18 protein-coding genes are annotated in these 16,226 nt (G+C 45.5%); 12 read left to right on the top strand and 6 right to left on the bottom strand.

Annotated elements, in window-relative coordinates:
* Positions 1–19: 19 nt before the first annotated feature.
* The 5 genes from QUA97_RS20285 to QUA97_RS20265 all read left to right on the top strand — a co-directional run bounded on the left by QUA97_RS20285 (position 20) and on the right by QUA97_RS20265 (position 3,288).
* Positions 20–202: a hypothetical protein gene (locus QUA97_RS20285; RefSeq protein ID WP_333195664.1), complete on the top strand. Its 183-nt coding sequence runs from the start codon at positions 20–22 to the stop codon at positions 200–202.
* Complete coding sequence (locus QUA97_RS20280; RefSeq protein ID WP_194011990.1) at positions 192–647, top strand: hypothetical protein; 456 nt, start codon at positions 192–194, stop codon at positions 645–647. The genes QUA97_RS20285 and QUA97_RS20280 overlap by 11 nt, the downstream gene beginning before the upstream one ends.
* A gap of 174 nt (positions 648–821) precedes the next feature.
* Positions 822–1,886 carry a fatty acid desaturase gene (locus tag QUA97_RS20275; protein ID WP_333195662.1) on the top strand — a complete coding sequence of 355 codons (1,065 nt, stop codon included), beginning with the start codon at positions 822–824 and terminating at the stop codon, positions 1,884–1,886.
* A 272-nt stretch (positions 1,887–2,158) separates the two neighbouring features.
* Positions 2,159–2,938 (top strand): SAM-dependent methyltransferase, encoded by a 780-nt coding sequence (locus QUA97_RS20270; protein WP_333195661.1) that lies wholly within the window; start codon positions 2,159–2,161, stop codon positions 2,936–2,938.
* Between the two features lie 14 nt (positions 2,939–2,952).
* A complete protein-coding gene (locus tag QUA97_RS20265) occupies positions 2,953–3,288 on the top strand; it encodes a cupin domain-containing protein (protein ID WP_194066969.1) in 336 nt (111 codons plus the stop codon).
* Positions 3,289–3,481: 193 nt separating this feature from the next.
* On the opposite strand, the gene QUA97_RS20260 is transcribed toward QUA97_RS20265, so the two are convergent.
* Positions 3,482–4,183, bottom strand: coding sequence for a Crp/Fnr family transcriptional regulator (locus tag QUA97_RS20260; protein WP_333195660.1), 702 nt, complete (start codon positions 4,181–4,183; stop codon positions 3,482–3,484).
* A 41-nt stretch (positions 4,184–4,224) separates the two neighbouring features.
* Here QUA97_RS20260 and QUA97_RS20255 point away from each other — a divergent pair, with 41 nt between their 5' ends.
* From QUA97_RS20255 to QUA97_RS20235, 5 genes are all read left to right on the top strand, one after another.
* Positions 4,225–4,743, top strand: coding sequence for a hypothetical protein (locus tag QUA97_RS20255; protein ID WP_194066967.1), 519 nt, complete (start codon positions 4,225–4,227; stop codon positions 4,741–4,743).
* Positions 4,718–5,749, top strand: a complete 1,032-nt coding sequence (locus QUA97_RS20250) for a thiazole synthase (RefSeq protein WP_194066966.1) — start codon at positions 4,718–4,720, stop codon at positions 5,747–5,749. Before QUA97_RS20255 ends, QUA97_RS20250 begins: the two co-directional genes overlap by 26 nt.
* Positions 5,750–5,954: 205 nt before the next feature.
* Positions 5,955–6,122, top strand: a complete 168-nt coding sequence (gene psb34 / locus QUA97_RS20245; protein ID WP_194011997.1) for a photosystem II assembly protein Psb34 — start codon at positions 5,955–5,957, stop codon at positions 6,120–6,122.
* A 528-nt stretch (positions 6,123–6,650) separates the two neighbouring features.
* Entirely contained in the window at positions 6,651–8,843 is a 2,193-nt protein-coding gene (locus tag QUA97_RS20240) for a tetratricopeptide repeat protein (protein WP_194066965.1), read from the top strand.
* A 105-nt stretch (positions 8,844–8,948) separates the two neighbouring features.
* The gene (locus tag QUA97_RS20235) at positions 8,949–9,641 is read left to right on the top strand and encodes a response regulator transcription factor (RefSeq protein ID WP_194066964.1); all 693 of its coding nucleotides are present in this window, start codon (positions 8,949–8,951) and stop codon (positions 9,639–9,641) included.
* 117 nt (positions 9,642–9,758) lie between these two features.
* Here QUA97_RS20235 and QUA97_RS20230 read toward each other — a convergent pair whose 3' ends face one another.
* The 4 genes from QUA97_RS20230 to QUA97_RS20215 form a co-directional block, all read right to left on the bottom strand.
* Positions 9,759–9,989, bottom strand: a complete 231-nt coding sequence (locus QUA97_RS20230; protein WP_228049879.1) for a hypothetical protein — start codon at positions 9,987–9,989, stop codon at positions 9,759–9,761.
* A gap of 344 nt (positions 9,990–10,333) precedes the next feature.
* Positions 10,334–10,591, bottom strand: a complete 258-nt coding sequence (locus tag QUA97_RS20225) for a DUF2811 domain-containing protein (RefSeq protein WP_194012004.1) — start codon at positions 10,589–10,591, stop codon at positions 10,334–10,336.
* 583 nt (positions 10,592–11,174) lie between these two features.
* Entirely contained in the window at positions 11,175–11,603 is a 429-nt protein-coding gene (locus tag QUA97_RS20220) for a class I SAM-dependent methyltransferase (protein ID WP_333195685.1), read from the bottom strand.
* A complete protein-coding gene (locus tag QUA97_RS20215) occupies positions 11,507–11,830 on the bottom strand; it encodes a hypothetical protein (RefSeq protein ID WP_333195659.1) in 324 nt (107 codons plus the stop codon). The genes QUA97_RS20220 and QUA97_RS20215 overlap by 97 nt, the downstream gene beginning before the upstream one ends.
* 20 nt (positions 11,831–11,850) lie before the next feature.
* Here QUA97_RS20215 and QUA97_RS20210 point away from each other — a divergent pair, with 20 nt between their 5' ends.
* Both QUA97_RS20210 and QUA97_RS20205 read left to right on the top strand, forming a co-directional pair.
* Complete coding sequence (locus QUA97_RS20210) at positions 11,851–12,300, top strand: hypothetical protein (protein WP_194066962.1); 450 nt, start codon at positions 11,851–11,853, stop codon at positions 12,298–12,300.
* Between the two features lie 218 nt (positions 12,301–12,518).
* Positions 12,519–14,570: a sensor histidine kinase gene (locus tag QUA97_RS20205; RefSeq protein WP_194066961.1), complete on the top strand. Its 2,052-nt coding sequence runs from the start codon at positions 12,519–12,521 to the stop codon at positions 14,568–14,570.
* Positions 14,571–14,684: 114 nt separating this feature from the next.
* On the opposite strand, the gene QUA97_RS20200 is transcribed toward QUA97_RS20205, so the two are convergent.
* A complete protein-coding gene (locus QUA97_RS20200; protein WP_194066960.1) occupies positions 14,685–15,764 on the bottom strand; it encodes a Gfo/Idh/MocA family oxidoreductase in 1,080 nt (359 codons plus the stop codon).
* Positions 15,765–16,226: the final 462 nt, after the last annotated feature.

The following is a 16,226-nucleotide window of genomic DNA, read 5'->3' as shown; positions in this document are numbered from 1 at the left end:
CATTGAAGTAAGTGGAGTTATGACGATTCTAGCTGAGACATTGAGATATCCTCAGATTGGTAAAAACCTGGAAGTTAAGAAAGCCCTCGAAGCATTTGCGAGTGGGAAATTAGAGACAGATGCTTTATTTTCGACTGTTCCCTCGCTGAAAAATCTGGTGAAATATGCTAAAGTGCTGGGGGATCGAACCAATGCGAGTTGAAGATAACAAGCGACAAGGTAGCTTTGGTTATTGGCAGAATCAGTTCATCCACCAAAATATGCTGACAATTGGATACACAGCTTGGAATGGATTTTTAACCGTTGGTCGAGGTATGGCAGTTTGTGATGTCGATCTACCTGTCAATGCACCTGTAAATTGGCAGACTGATACAATTCCGCATTACTTGCAATTCATCACTGAATTATCAGTAACAGACTATCTACGACGACTCGAATTAGAGCCATCCGCAATTTCAAATTTGCTTCAAATCATTGCCACCTACAATCCCACCCAAGAAATTATTATCCTACTAACAGGTGACGGTCAAATAGAAATCGATTTGCTGCAACGGTTGGCGATTTCTCCGGTTGATTGTTATGACCAACTACGTCAGCGTTGGGGTGAATTTCAACTGTACGATACAAGCCAAATGAGAAGACAATGAACTCAATACGATCGGTAGGTTTATTAAATATGGGTTGAAAGCAAACTGCCATCAACTTATTTTCACAATGGCAAAATATCCACATTATAATTGTCAGATTTGCACTTATCCACACTACAAACACACTCAATGAAAAGCGCGATCAAAAAGTCGGATTTTGTGCTATCTCCTTACATGAAGAGCAACAATTTCAAAGCTACTTGGCAAATCTTCAATACAGTAATTCCCTATACATTTTTATGGTTTTTAGCATTTAAAGCTGCTGCAATTTCTGTAGGGCTTCTGCCACCGATAATCGTGTTAATGACACTTTTTTCGGGCCGTTGTTTCTCTTTGATGCACGACTGCGGGCACTATTCTCTGTTTAGTTCCAAAAAAGTCAATCGCACCGTGGGTTTTCTGCTAGGTATCATCAATGCGATTCCTCAGTACCCCTGGTCGAGGGGACACGCTTATCACCACAAACACAATGGTAATTGGGATATGTACCGAGGCCCTTCGGCGTTGATATCCACCGAACAATTTGCGGCGCTAAGTCCATTTCGTCAAAAGATGTATCAGTTACTCAGACATCCATTGATGCTGTTTCCGGGTGGTTTTTTCTATCTAATTATTAAGCCCAGATTAGCGCTGCTCTTGGGAATTAGTGGTTTTATAGGACATATGTTTGCTTGTCTCAATAAAGATTTTGGTATGGGTTTATCTGCAATCATTGCTTCTTATAAATCCAAACATTGGTATACCACGGCTGAATTTTGGGATTTACTATTCAACAATATTTGTGTTGTTGGTAGCTGGATTTATCTCAGCAACTTACTTGGGGTTGGCTTTTTCTGGAGTGTTTACTCAATTGTCATGACCTGTTCGGCAGCGATATTTATCTGTATTTTCTTTGTTCAGCATAATTTTGAGGGTTCCTATGCTCATAAAACAGAGGGGTGGGACTATATTATGGGCGCAATTGAAGGCAGTAGCTACCTAAAATTACCAACTATTCTCAACTGGTTTTCGGCTGATATTGCTTACCACAATATTCATCATCTCTCTGAGCGTATCCCCAATTACAATCTTCGGGCGTGTCACAATGCTAATATTCACCTGCTTGGTAATTCAAGAATTCTGACAATTCGGGAGATACCTAATTGTTTCAAGTTTATTCTTTGGGATGCTGCTTCCGATAGTCTGCAATCGATCGCATTATTTAAACAAGAAAATCTCTTCAGCCCTGTAGCTCATTAAAATCCGATCGCAATGAATTTGGGTGCTGGTTTATTGCCCAACTCCTAGGATTAGCGGTGCAGCTATTGGGATAAATTTCAACGGGAACTTTCCTAGTTAAGTAGGTGAGTTCCCGCTATTGTAGAGTGCGTTAACCTCTCGAAATCTTTGGGATAATTCTCAAAAATCAGGAGGCTGACGCACCCTACTATAATTTGAATATGAGTTAGCTCATAGACAGATTTGGGAGAATCTGGCAAGCTGAGGGTAAGCTTAAATAAAAGTTCAAATCAATGACCGATACTACTCTCAATTTTAAGACTGCGCCGGGCCATGTAGTGCTGGCTGCGGCTGGTAAGACAATGCTGAGGCCGGGGGGAAAAGCTGCTACAGAAATGTTATTAGAATTGGCGGATTTTAAGCCTGGGGATACTGTTTTGGAGTTGGCGGCGAGTTTTGGATATAGCTCGATCGCCCTTGCAGAACGTTTTGGTGTAAAAGTAGTGGGAGTTGAAAAAAATCCCGACAGTGTGGCGCGCGCCCGTGCTAACGTTGCAGCAGCGGGTTTGAGCGATCGAGTGGAAATTGTCGAAGGAGATATTTTGCACTTGGATCGGATTACCCAAGAGTTTGATTGGGTGTTGGCTGAAGCTATCCTGACGATGCAGTCGCCGTCGGGGAAAGCAAAGATTTTATCAGGAATTGGCGATCGGCTAAAACCGGGTGGCAAGTTTTTGTCTCACGAACTTTTAGCCAAAAACCGAGAATCAGAAATTCACAAAGCTTTATCGGAAGTGATTCGAGTTAATTCAACACCTTTGTCTGAGTCAGGCTGGATTACTCTTTGTCAAAACGCGGGTTTGCAAGTAGAAAAGTATCAAACCGGGGGGATGGGACTTCTCAACTTGCGGCGAATGCTTAATGACGAAGGCTTTGTGGGTACTGTGCGGATTGTGTGGAATGTTTTAAGCCGATCGCAAATTCGCGATCGCATCTTAGCAATGCGTCGAGTTTTCCAGAAGTACCAACAGGATTTAGGCTACATCATCATCTGTGCTCAAAAACAATCTTAACGGAGTAAAAAGTTATGACTGCTACCATTTTACCGCTACAATCTTCATCAATCCAACTGAAAGATACAATCGAATATCCCGCCACCGGAGTGCTGACTAAAATTTTAGTCAAAGACAATAATTGTCAGCATACTTTACTTTGTTTGGCAGCAGGTTCGGACATTTCAGAACACCATTCAGCGCGAAATGCCACAATAAATGTAGTGGCAGGAAAAGGAGTTTTGACCCTCGAAGGTAAGGATATAGTGTTGGAACCGGGAGTATTTGTATTCATGCCCGCACGAGCGCCCCACGCTTTGAAAGCTGAAGAAAATCTAGCGTTTGTTTTAACATTTTCCGAAACCCACTAATATCAACATCAAATTTTGATGTATATCAAAACGTTCGTAGTCAGGACGACCGTCCGCAAAAAACCGAAAAATCCAATTCCTGACTATAGCGGTTCTCAAGCGTGATGAGGATAGCCCAATCCCTCCGCTTCGCTCCGCCCAATGCCCAATCCCAGATAGTACCTCATCTTTCTGAAAAAGGCCGTACAAACCTTTAATCTATTTCATCTCCAGAGGCAATATCCTCCAATTTCTGCCAATCTAAAACAGTAATTTTACCGCCTCTACTGTAGGATACAAACGGCTTAAGTTTCTTAAACAACCGCACGCATTCTTCATAGGTGATGCCAATGCTGCGAGCAATTTGATAGTAGGGCAAACGTTTTTTTAAACATACACTATTATCTACAATTTTCGTACCTTGCTCGACGCTAAAGTAATGAATGAATCGGGCCAGCCGCACGATCGCCCTTTCCGACACCAAACCGTGCACAGTCTCGTGTAGTTGCTGCAACCGCTGGTTAAAAACCGCCAATATTCGCAAAGCAATCTCAGGATTTTGCCGAATTGCTGCTAGCAAAAATTCCCGTTCTGTGGTAAGAACTTGCACATCAGTTTCAGCAGTCACCGTTGCCGGCGCAATCCCGTTACCCAGCAAAGCAGGTGCAGCAAAAATATCTCCCTGAAATAAAGTGCGGAGAATTGTTTCTTTGCCCGCCGCCGCCGTTTTTGTCACCCGCAGAGAACCGCTCAAAAGCGTGTATAATTTTTCCGGGATGCGATCGCCCTCATACATCACAACTTCTCCCTGTTGGTAAGTCCGAATTGCTGTATGTTCTTGCAATTGCTCTAAATCAGTTCGGTTTAAGCTGGCAAATATCCCAATTTCTACCAGTTGCTCGACAGTTGCTTTCATACATTTAACTTGAGCCGGAGTCCATTCAGAGTATCATAGCGGTGAATTCAGAATATATCGAGGCTAGCAGAGCCATCTACAAAAATGCAGAACCCGAATATCAGCGATATTATTTTGATGAGATAGCTGGCGGATTTGTCCTCATCCACCAACAACACAATCTTAATAATTCGGAAATATTTGTTGCTGAAGTTTTGGCTAAAATAGGCAAGAGAGTTAAAATGCTGAGCGAACAAGCAGCAGAGGGTGTGAGAACGCCAGATGCTGAGATAGACGGTCAGATTTGCGAATTTAAGGAGTTGACAGAACAGACCCAAAACATCAGAGACAGAGTGCAAGAAGGCATCAGTAGAGCAAAAAAGCAAGGTGCAGCAACCGTTATTTTTCACATCAACCGAGAAAATTACGATGTCTGGAAAATCAACGCTGGCATCAAACAAGCTCTGTTTTGGGATACCGAAAAGCAAATTCAAAAAATATTTTTTGTTGTTAACAGCGAACAGATTCAAATCATTACAAGGGAAGAGTGGAAAAATGGAAGATCATTTCAGCGAATTTAAAGAGACTGTAGGGCGGGGATTGCAGAACAATATGCCGCGAGATGCTAAATTAATTACTTTAGGGCAAATTTTATCTGCTGTTACCCACGACGATCTAACTATTGAAGAAGCTTGGCAGCTTGAAGAAATGATGGGTGGCAGACAACTATGGGAAGAGGCACTTGAGTACAGCATTTTTGGCTATCCAGTAGATACCGCAACGCCATCTTTAGATAAACCTCTGGTGATTGCCGGCAAAACTTTTCATTCTCGCTTGATGACGGGGACGGGAAAATATCGCAGCATTGCCGAAATGCAGCAAAGTGTTAACGCTAGCAGGTGCGAAATTGTGACTGTAGCGGTGCGGCGGGTGCAGACAAATGCTCCCGGTCATGAAGGATTGGCAGAGGCTCTTGATTGGACTAAAATTTGGATGCTGCCCAATACTGCTGGTTGCCAAACTGCAGATGAGGCGATTAGAGTGGCTCGTTTGGGCCGGGAAATGGCGAAGCTTTTGGGACAGGAAGATAATAATTTTGTCAAGTTAGAAGTGATTCCCGATGCTAAATATTTGCTACCAGATCCGATCGGCACTTTGGAAGCAGCAGAAAAATTAGTCAAAGAAGGTTTTGCCGTTTTGCCTTACATCAATGCCGATCCGCTACTAGCAAAACGCCTCGAAGAAGTCGGTTGTGCGACGGTGATGCCTTTAGCTTCGCCCATCGGTTCCGGGCAAGGGATCAATAATGCCGCCAACATTCAAATCATTATTGACACGGTAAAAGTTCCTGTGGTAGTGGATGCGGGGATCGGAACCCCCAGCGAAGCTGCTAAAGCAATGGAAATGGGCGCTGACGCACTGCTGATTAATTCGGCGATCGCCAATGCCCAAAATTCTCCAGCAATGGCAAAAGCAATGGGAATGGCTGCAGAAGCCGGACGGATCGCCTACTTAGCAGGAAGAATGCCAGTCAAAGATTACGCGATCGCCTCTTCCCCAGAAACAGGTACTGTCAGCTCAAAATAATGTCCGATCGATCGAACTCAGGTTCGTAGTGCCGAATGCGAGTCCGTTCTTAAGCAGCAGACTCGCATTCCGCACTACGAACCATTTTTGTTAAAGTAATATACCCGACATCACCTCAAAATAAATTCCTCAACTTAAGGGTGATACTTTGATAGCGTTTTTTTGGTAAAGTGAGGACAATCAAAAATATAGAGGATTGTTGTCAATGCCTTACACTACCGAAGAAGACGGACGCTTGAACAATTTTGCCAAAGAGCCGAAAATGTACGGTGCCCAACCTCCCAACCAAAACCAACAGCGGAACTATATCATCTTGGGTATTGCAGGAGCGCTGTTAGTGGCAGGTTTGGTTTTTGTGGCGGCTTCCGTCTAAAAAACAGGGTTCAGAATCAAGGCTGCTTCAAATTGCAATTTTAAATAATCCTTCAACCAACCATGTTTCCCAACCAAGGTCAACATGGTTTTTGTGTTTCAACAAACAGCAGGTAGTTGCGATAGTCCTGAACTGTGCCGAGAAAGCTGGAACACTAAATAGCACCAGTGGAAAGCTTGTGCTTTTTTCTTTCTGCGATCGGGTTCTGGGACTTGGGCTGCAATCGATCGGACGCCATCGTCACCACCTGAAAATTGTTAATCTAAAATCCCAAATCTCAAATCTAAAACCGCCAGACTGCCGAACAGAAAGGTGTTGCGAGTTATCAGCTTTCGGCGATTTTAACTCTCAACTCTAAAATCTACAATCGAAAATCCCAAGTCTAAAATCTACAATCTAAAATCGCCAGACTGCCAAACAGGAAGGTGTTGCGAGTTATGAGCTTTTCGCGATTTTAACTCTCAACTCTAAAATCTACAATCAAAAATCCCAATTCTTCAATCTAAAATCTAAAATCGCCAGACTGTGATGTCTACTCCTTCCCAAAAAGTTTCTAGCTCGAACAAGCAGATATACCAACGCTTGAAACAGGCGATCGACCTCAACTTACGCCGTCAAATTTTTATTGCCGCCTGCGACGACTTGTGCTTGCGGGACTGTCTGGCAGCCCGCTTGCAGGCAGAATTAACCGCAGAAAGCGCAGGCTCCAATCCTCGCTCCCCGATCGACTATCCCCGATTTGTCAGTTTGGAACTCGACTTGAACGATCCCAATCCTTGGGGATCCCTCGCCGCATGGCTGACCAAACACCCACCGCCCCAAAATATGGGCATCTACAGCCCTTTGCCGGGATTTCAAATTCTGGGGGCAGAACACCTGACCAGGCATTCAGCAGCCGTGCAGTGGTCTTTCCTGAGCTATTTGAGGGACATCGAAGCACACCTGCAAATGTGCGAGTCTACTTTGTTGCTGTGGGTGTCGCGCCCCTGGCTGAGTTCGATCGAGCAATCGGCCCCAGAATTTTGGCAGTGGCGAACCGGAGTATTTGAGTTTGAAGGCGAACCGACTCCAGCCAAGCAAGACTTCGGCCGCTCCGAGGACTTCGGGAACTCCGAAAACTTGGGCAACTTGCGGGACAACGGAGACTCCGCCGACCAACTTTTAAGATCGCAAGAGTCCGAACAATCCTCAATTCCCGATTCCGCATCATTCCCAGCGCCAGATGCTAAATCTATCGAACTGGCAGATTTGGTGCTAGCGACGGCCTCGGAGGATGAGCTCGAAGCAGAGGGTGATGCCGCATCGGAGGACAATTTTCTGCCGCTGCAAACCTTGCAATATATCGAATTGCTGCAAGAACATCAGTGCTGTTCCGAAGCCTTGGCTTTGGCTTATCACAGTTTGGGGAATTACTACCGCGATCGGATTCTGGGCGGAGAGTCTTCGCCACAAAACTTGACAATCGCCATTCGCGCGATCGAGCAAGTGATTGCATACCTCGAACTCGACGCGAGCTCGCAGCAAAATCAACCACCAACTGAGGAATGCGCGCGGCTGATCGCCCAATTGACACAAAATTTAACTCAATACGCCGAGGAGTCCAACAGCTTACCGCCGATGGACGATTTGATCAACGATCTCGGCACTTTTTACTGGATGCTGTCGCGCGATCGCACCGACGGTGTGGAAGTCCCCGATCCGGTATCCTGCCTCGAACGCAGCATCGCCCTCTACATTGAAGGTTTGAACCGCACAGATGCCGAGAGCGCACCTCAAACCCGTGTCAGATTAAACAAAAATTTGGGCATCGCCTTAGCAGATTTAGCGCGCTATCAAGACAAGACACAGAACTTGCAGCAAGCAGTTGCAGCTTACCAACAAGCGCTGCTGGATCTAGACCCTGCGACGGAGCCCCAGCAGTGCGCTGCGGCTCAGAATAATTTGGCGACAGCATACTGGCATTTAGCCCAAGACGGTGAACCCATCGTCTATCTCAAAAGCGCGATCGCAGCTTACACCCAAGCCCTCTCCTGCTACAGTCCAGAACGAGAACCCCTCAACTATGCCGGAGTCCAAAACAACCTCGGTACCGCCTGCTGGAACCTCGCCCAGCACGAACCCTCAGAACTTTTATTAGTCAGGGCGATTGAGGCCTACCGCGAAGCCTTGAAATACCGCACCCGAGAATTGGTACCAGCAGCCGCAGCCGCCACCTACAACAATCTCGCTACGGCTTACTGGCATTTGGCGAACCAGTTCCAGCAGAAACCAGCCCGCATCGACTCATTGCAGCAGGCGATTACCGCCTACGAAGCCGCCTTGGATATTTCCCGAAAACTCGATCGAACCCAACTCACCTTTGACACTCTTGCCGCCCGCAACAATCTCGGACTAGCCCACTATCAACTAGCCACAGCCCCAGATTTGGCCCTCAACAAAGCCGCACAAACCAGCCATTTAGATGCAGCACTGCACCACCTGTTGCAAGTGTGTGCCGAATGGGGACAGCATCTTAACGACAAAGGGTTAATATATGGAGATAAACTCAACCTGCAACCCCCAGCCAATTCCCAAGCCGCTGATGATTGCCGGCAAACAGCATTAAGCTATATTGTTAAAACGATTCGAGCTTTCTATAGCGAATGTGGGCTTGCCGGCCAAAATTTAGCCTTATCCAAGGTTCCCGGAGATTTATTGCCAGAAATTTTGCGTAGGTTATAAATACGGCTATAACTCTTAAAAGCTCAATTTTTTCTAGATTTGTATCCACTTTTCTATTATTATGGCTGAATATTCTTACCTAATTCTTCAATTAAAGTTGTGGTCATGGCCCCTGTAAAAATCCTTGTGGTTGATGACGACCCGGCAATCCGAAATTTAATTTACCGTTTTTTAAGCCAGCAAGGTTATCAAGTTGAGTCTGGCGAGGACGGTCAGACTGGTATGGAATTATTTGAGCAACTCAATCCTGACTTAGTAGTTCTAGATGTAAATTTACCTGATACTACTGGCTACAAACTATGTCAAGAAATGCAAAGACGGACGGGCGTGTTTGTGTTGATGCTGACCAGCCGAAACGATGAAGCTGACAAAATGAAAGGGTTTGCCGAAGGTGCTGACGACTACATTACTAAACCTTTTAGTCTTGTGGAGATAGGAGCTCGCGTTGAAGCAATTTTGAGGCGCAAACGCACAGTTACTGCCACTGAGCAACAAAGTCTTACCTTTGGGGAGCTACTAATAGATCCAGTCCGCCGCGAAGTGATTCTCAACAATCAAATAGTGGCTTTGACTGCTTTAGAATTCGACTTGCTGTACTGTTTGGCCAGCAAACCCGGTCGCGTGTGGAGGCGAGCGGAATTGCTGCAAGAAGTGTGGCACTACGAATATGTAGGAGCCGAGCGCGTGGTGGATGTCCATATCGGTCAAATTCGCCGCAAAATTGAGCCAGATACCAATCGAATTTCGATGATTCAAACTGTCCGGCGGGTGGGTTACAAGTTTGAACCCACAACCTAGCAACATTCGGCACAAAGCTCTAGGGGCGGGTGCACGAGTTCTAATTCCGCTGGTGTTCGATCGATCTACTCGTCATAAAAACGGTTCGTAGTGCGGACTCGCATTCCACACTACGAACTAATCTGATTGCTGCAAATACTCGCCCACTTCTTGCGCCCGCTCAAAACCCCTGCCGATGCAATCTCCCAAAGCCACGCCTCCAAGGTAGTTGCTGCACAAATACAGTCCGGGCAAAGATTTTAAACCCTGCGGCGAAAGTCGAGCACCCATTGCCGACGGGACAAACCCCAAAGCCCCCAACAGCGCCCTCCGTTTCCCCGGAAAACTCAGCAACTGAGACTGAATCATCGCCCGGTCATCGGCACCGGTTGCTGCTTATTTTGCCAACAAACATAACGCGGGGGCGATCGGCAAAAATCAACTCCTGCTTCAACTAGACAGCAGGAGTCCCGCACCAAACACGGTACTCCGTTGACTGACGGGAGGAATGCGCGTGAGGCCTGACTGCCGAACAAATCTTTGATTCCCGCTATTGCAATATTAGTTTTCACGAGATACGATCACACCAGAGTTTGTGAAGAAAATGTCCCAAGCGATCGCCTCTCCCCGTCTCCCCATCTTCCCATCTTTACCCTCCGAGCGGCTTATCCGAATAACATAGCCGAAGCAAGCCGAATCGAGCCCTCTCTCCTTCACGAAGACGGAGTTACATTATTGCTGTGCAAGTCTTGAGGGGACTGAAACAGAGTTTCGAGATAAACTCTCGCAGCTTGGCGATAACTGCGCGAAGCTTCCGGCGTACCGCTATCGGCATTCTGCAACAAAAACAGCGACAGAGACGCCGAGAATACTCGGTCTAGATCCCATTCGGGGTGAGTTTCCAGATAAATTTTGAGAGAATCGTGCAGCGTTTCGGGAATTTCGGCAAAAATACTGACTGTCGGGTTCATCATTTTTTTAGTCTCGCTAATAAATTGAAAATAGAACCCCCCTTTCGGCTGGATACAGGTGCAGACACAGCCGAAATTAGAGCGCTTTTTTTTAGGTCGGTCGCATCATTGTGCGTATCAGGAGGCGGGTTTGTCAATGTTGCGAAATATTACAAACTCCTTTATGTAAAAAAAAGATTTACCAATAAATAAGCCTTTCAGGGCTTTTTTTGTTACATATCTTTATGTGTGGGAAGTTTTCTGAGGGATTTGACAGCAGGTTAACAAAATCCCCAATTCCGCAGCAAGATCCGACCGTGCCGTTAATTTCTGTGGAAAACTTTTTCAAATCTGTGGAAAACCTCGGACTTGCCTGTGGAAACGCTGTGGAATGTTTAGGGAAAAGTCTGGGAAAAAATAAGAATTGCAAAGGGGATTAATTATTCATCGGTCATCGGTCATGGGTCATCGGTCATTGGTGTTTTCTTCCCGAAGGCCTTGGGGGCATCTGGGACTTGATAAAAAGCATTGTCTTGTTGTGGTTAGAGGTAGCTCTTGCGTGTTTTATAGCAAAACACCAATGCTCCCACTCACCGACAAAAAATTATAATTCTTCAGGTTTTTCTGATATTTTACTAGAGCAGAACATTGATTTCCAAAGATAGGGACACCGACCTGCGAATTTAAATTGAAGATCGGTGTCCCTATCTTTGGTCAATAATTTGGTGAGGGTTTGTACTGAAAAGAATTTAATGTTACCGTTATCCCAAAGTACGGTAAAATGTTTGTCTACTTTGCCTGTCACAGCTAAGGCTAGGTTTTTTAAATAGCCCTGATAGGGTGTGGAAAGAATTAGCCTTCCTCCGGGTTTGAGGCATTTTTGGGCATTTTTTGCCACTTCTTTTGGATAAAGTAAGTGTTCGATTACTTCAAGGGCTAAGACAATATCGAATGAGTGCAGCATATTGGTATCGGGAAGCTCGTAAATGTCGGCTTGGATAAACTGACAGTCGGGGAAACTTTGACTGGAGATGGCAATTCCGGGTGCAGAAGTGTCAACACAACTTCGCAGCCGTGCTGTGCGATGACGTGACTGAGGCTGCCATTGCCGCAGCCGAGATCCAAAACTCGGAGTTTTGTCTGGCTGGCTTCCTGAAGTGTCGCGAGCATTTCTAAAATGGGAGATATCAAATAAGTGTGATGATATCTGGGATGGTTGTTTGTGTAATAATACGTATAGTTGCTAGAGTTTTTTTTCATCGATTAAGTTATGGAGACTATTGCCGAGACTGCAAATTTACCGGGCGCGGGTGTACTGTTTGGGTAAATGTTCGCCACCTGCTGGTTGTGAGGGTCGATCGGCAACTCGATCGTCTCATTCTTTTTGTTTGACAGGCGAATTGTTGTCACCGGCTCGATCGGATGTGCCAAAAAAAATGCACAGGGTGCAGAATCTCGAATCCCCGATTCGAGGCCGATCCCATCTCTGCTCCGGGAGCCCGTCGCCAGACGGCATTCGGAAACAAAAAGTGCGATCGATCCAGAATTCTCTCCATACACTAGCCGGAAAGAAAATTTTTGGTCTATTAACTTCGGCCTGGCGAGCAGATCCGTGGGATTCTACCTTCAACCAACAGTGCTCTGTCAGCGATCGCGCTTTTTCTCGCCTGAAAGATTTTGCCTGGGCGATCGGGTGCAAGTCGATCGGAAAATTTAAGAGGGAAGTGTGACTGAAATCACAGGCATCTGCCAAACAAATTGCTGAGCATCTTTAAGTGGACACACTTAGCATCGACATTAATACAGTGGCTTCTATAATTGTGTTTAAATGTTGTTCTGAAGCTGTGTTGTCCCGTCAGCAGATTGCCCTAGGCAGATTCGCACTTTCAATCTGGCTTATTGCACTACGATCGCTGTTGAGCGTCGCACCTTAATTTAGAAATGTCCTATGGTTAAGCTAGGTCAGTCCTCCTTTCGCCGTATTTTACTGTCGCGGATTTTGTTGCTCAGCGTGCCTGTTCTACTGGTGGGGGAGTATGTTACCTATCGCAAGGCACGTTCGACGCTTCTGGAAACCGCTCGCCAAAACTTGACAGAAAGTGCAGGCAGAAAAGCCGAAACAATTGAACAGTGGGCGAAATCGCTGAAATCGAATCTAATCGGCGCTTCGGAAAATTCGATGTTGCAGTCTGTAGAGCCAAAGGATTATCAAAAGTTTATCGCGCAATTAGGGCAGCGGTTGCCAGTTCAGGTTGATTGCTTGCAATTGACTAATTTACAGACAAATCAAGTGATGGCGAGCACTTGCGGGCAACAGCCGATTCAGGCGCTACCTACCAATTTTTGGCCGCGAGTGCAGCAGCAGCAAACGCTGCAGGACGACAAAAACGTTTACATCAGTCTGTTGTGGCCGAATCAACAAAAGCCGAGAGCAAACGGCGACAAGATGACTTTGGGTGAGGAGGATTTTTCTGGTTCGGCTAAAGAAGCCCGCGACAGCCAAGTCAGTTTGGTGTTGAGCGCTCCTGTTTACATTGGTCGCGGCAACAGCCGAAAGTTGAGTTATGCTTTGAGTTTGCAGTCGGCTCTGCCGGTGCAAACGAGCGCTCCCAAGGGTTCTCTAGCCGGCTATACGGTGGCGATCGACCAAGACGGGACAATTTTGGCGCACCCGAATATCAACCGCGTCGGCCGCAATATTGCCGCGGAGGCAGATGCCGATCGACTAAAAAGTATTGTCAGAAGGGCGATCGCCGGCGGACAAGCTTTTCTCCACCTATTTTCCTTTGAAAGAAATGGCGTAGAATTGCTAGCAGGATACGCTGCCATCCCCAGCCCTTTAACTAAAAAAGAGAACACTAAATGGATTATTTTAGCTGTCTCTCGCTTAGATTACGCTCTCTCAGGCTTAGAAGAAATTCAGCAAGTTTTATTTAACTTAATCATCGGTTTAGTGGCGGCTAGCATCGTCGCGACTTTATACCTGTCTCGCGACTTGGCGCGTCCCTTGGAACAACTGAGAGACTACGCGCTGACAGTGGATACAGAAGCGCCGCAGGCAGTGCCCCAAAATTTCCAAATTCGGGAATTCAATCAACTATCAGAAGCACTCAACAGCATGGTGGAGAGCCTGAGAGAATCGGCAAGAGAATCGGCAGTCGCAACCAAGGAAGCGCAAGTTGCCAATCAGTTGAAAAACGAATTTTTGGGCAATATTTCTCACGAACTTAGAACGCCGCTCAACGGAATTATTGGTTTTATTCAAATTGTGCGAGACGGCTACTGCGATGACCGAGATGAAGAAATGGAGTTTTTGCAGCGCGCCCACGACTCGTCAATGCAATTGCTGAATATTATTAATGATATTTTAGACATTGCTAAAATAGAATCCGGCACGTTCTCCCTGATGTTAGAAGTAGTTGATATTACTCAGGTACTTGAAGATGCAATTGATTTGCAATCACTTCTAATTGAAGAAAAAGGTTTGAAGTTAAGCTTGCCAGAACCTCACGCTCCGATTATTGTTCATGCCGATCCGGAGAAGCTCAAACAGGTGTTTATACACGTTTTGAGCAATGCTGTTAAGTTTACCGAGTCGGGCAGTATTACTATATCTGTGCGGTTAGAATCGAGTAATCATTCAGCTGGTTTTAACGGTAGTGTACCGGAAAGTGCGATCGGTAATAGTAGCAGTAAAAGCGATTGGGTAGTGGTGACAATTAAAGATACCGGAATTGGTATCGATCCCGAACAGCAGCAAAAATTGTTTCAGCCTTTTGTGATGGCTGATGGTTCCACAACTCGCAGGTTTGGCGGTAACGGTTTGGGTTTGGCTATCTCTCGAAGGATAATGGAATCTATGATCGGCAGCATTACTCTGCAGAGCGCGGGTGTGAATCAAGGTACTTCGGTGATGATTTCTTTGCCTGTCAATCATCAGTCAAGTTTTTATTTTAACAGCCAGGATTTGGTAACAGAAAATGGAAATTTAAAAAATTAGGAGGTAGATCATTTCGGGTGAATACTATGAGGAATGACAATTCAACTGCTCGTTACGAGGCTCTGCCTTTTTCATCTAAAACTTGTTTGCTTGGGAAGTCGAAGAATCTAAAATCTAAAATAGTATCACGGGCTGTCCGCCTAGTTTCAAAGATTTGCTCAAAGCGCTGAGAATGCGGATTAATTCGACGGAAGCATCGCCGGAAGAGGTAGGACAAGGCGTATTTGTTTGCACGGAGGTGAGGAAGCGATCGCACACTCGCCGCAGCGGTTCTACTTGTTCTAAACTTAATATTTCGCGACTTTGGATGTTAGTAGTGGGCCGAGGCGCCATCGCACTTTCGCAAACATTATGCTCTTCCCCCCGCCGATTTGAACTAGCGTGCTGCAAAATCAGCATACTTTCCGGTGACATTTCATCAAAAATCAAGGTTCCCAAACTACCAACAACGGTTAAGCGCCGCTGTTTGTCGGGATTCAGCCAGCACAGGTGAATAAGTGCTTGAAATCCGTCAGGATAGGTGAGCGTTACCCAAACTAAATCTGCTAGTTTTTCTGAAGGATTTATGGCTTCTTCCCTCTGACTTGTGACTTCTGACTTGGGAAATACAGTGCCGGTTGCTCTGACTTGAATAGGAGTTTGTTGGAGCCAAGTGTTGAAAATAGCAATATCGTGAATGGCCAAATCCCAAAGGGCATCAACATCGTGCCGCACTGGTTCATAATGAGTACGCTGAGCGTAACCGTAGCGCAATTTTCCGAGTTGATGCTGTTGAATTATTCTTTGGCCGCGATCGACTGCTGGATGAAACAGATAAGTGTGGTCAACGAAGAGTTGCCGCTGCTGTTTTTCGGCTAATTGGCACAGTTTTATTGCTTCACTGAGATTGATGGCGAGGGGTTTTTCTACTAAGACGTGGTAGCCTTTTTGCAAGGCTGTGGCTGCGAGGGTGTAGTGTGTGGAAGCTGGAGTGGCGATCGCCACAGCATCCAGTCCCGGCAATTCTTGCACTTGCGACCAATCGGTAGCTAGAATCACGGACTCATTAAAATTAAACTGTTTTTGGACAGCCATCAATGAATCTAAATTCGGATCTACCACCGCTAAAACTTGACTGTTGGGATGTTCGATAAAGTTGCGAATGAGATTAACTCCCCAGCGGCCCGCACCCAATACAGCTATTCCGATTTTCATTAATAATAAATTTTAAAAAATCGCCCATCAATTATAGCATAATTTCTAATTTATTGGTGTTATTTAATAGTAAAAGTTCCACTGCCCAATGAATACTAACTACTAACTAATGACTGCTGACTAAGGACTACTGACTGCTGACTACTGACTACTAAATCTGGGTAACATACCCCTTGATGATTCTGCGGTTGAAACCGCGTCTATACAAACAAAGTCGGCCTGCGCCGACTGGTTCATAAAAGGTATCCAAAACTCTGATTTGCTATAACAACTAACAACTAACAACTAACAACTAACAACTAACAACTAACAACTAACAACTAACAACTAACAACCAACAACTAACAACTAACAACTAACAACTAACAACTAACAACCAACAACCAACAACTAACAACTAACAACTAACAACTAACAACTAACAACTAACAACCAACAACTAACAACTAACAACTAACAACT

The organism is Microcoleus sp. CZ3-B2, assembly GCF_036705055.1.
GTDB lineage: Bacteria > Cyanobacteriota > Cyanobacteriia > Cyanobacteriales > Microcoleaceae > Microcoleus.
Note: the sequence above shows the minus strand (reverse complement) of the source record. Positions and strands in the feature narration are given on the sequence as shown.

What these genes read in the sequence shown, in the direction of transcription:
- QUA97_RS20285 (WP_333195664.1), top strand. Translation starts at nt 20, where the DNA reads ATGACGATTCTAGCTGAGACATTGAGATATCCTCAGATTGGTAAAAAC.
- QUA97_RS20280 (WP_194011990.1), top strand. Translation starts at nt 192, where the DNA reads ATGCGAGTTGAAGATAACAAGCGACAAGGTAGCTTTGGTTATTGGCAG.
- QUA97_RS20275 (WP_333195662.1), top strand. Translation starts at nt 822, where the DNA reads ATGAAGAGCAACAATTTCAAAGCTACTTGGCAAATCTTCAATACAGTA.
- QUA97_RS20270 (WP_333195661.1), top strand. Translation starts at nt 2,159, where the DNA reads ATGACCGATACTACTCTCAATTTTAAGACTGCGCCGGGCCATGTAGTG.
- QUA97_RS20265 (WP_194066969.1), top strand. Translation starts at nt 2,953, where the DNA reads ATGACTGCTACCATTTTACCGCTACAATCTTCATCAATCCAACTGAAA.
- QUA97_RS20260 (WP_333195660.1), bottom strand. Translation starts at nt 4,183, where the DNA reads ATGAAAGCAACTGTCGAGCAACTGGTAGAAATTGGGATATTTGCCAGC.
- QUA97_RS20250 (WP_194066966.1), top strand. Translation starts at nt 4,718, where the DNA reads ATGGAAGATCATTTCAGCGAATTTAAAGAGACTGTAGGGCGGGGATTG.
- psb34 (WP_194011997.1), top strand. Translation starts at nt 5,955, where the DNA reads ATGCCTTACACTACCGAAGAAGACGGACGCTTGAACAATTTTGCCAAA.
- QUA97_RS20240 (WP_194066965.1), top strand. Translation starts at nt 6,651, where the DNA reads ATGTCTACTCCTTCCCAAAAAGTTTCTAGCTCGAACAAGCAGATATAC.
- QUA97_RS20235 (WP_194066964.1), top strand. Translation starts at nt 8,949, where the DNA reads ATGGCCCCTGTAAAAATCCTTGTGGTTGATGACGACCCGGCAATCCGA.
- QUA97_RS20230 (WP_228049879.1), bottom strand. Translation starts at nt 9,989, where the DNA reads ATGATTCAGTCTCAGTTGCTGAGTTTTCCGGGGAAACGGAGGGCGCTG.
- QUA97_RS20225 (WP_194012004.1), bottom strand. Translation starts at nt 10,591, where the DNA reads ATGAACCCGACAGTCAGTATTTTTGCCGAAATTCCCGAAACGCTGCAC.
- QUA97_RS20215 (WP_333195659.1), bottom strand. Translation starts at nt 11,830, where the DNA reads ATGAAAAAAAACTCTAGCAACTATACGTATTATTACACAAACAACCAT.
- QUA97_RS20205 (WP_194066961.1), top strand. Translation starts at nt 12,519, where the DNA reads ATGGTTAAGCTAGGTCAGTCCTCCTTTCGCCGTATTTTACTGTCGCGG.
- QUA97_RS20200 (WP_194066960.1), bottom strand. Translation starts at nt 15,764, where the DNA reads ATGAAAATCGGAATAGCTGTATTGGGTGCGGGCCGCTGGGGAGTTAAT.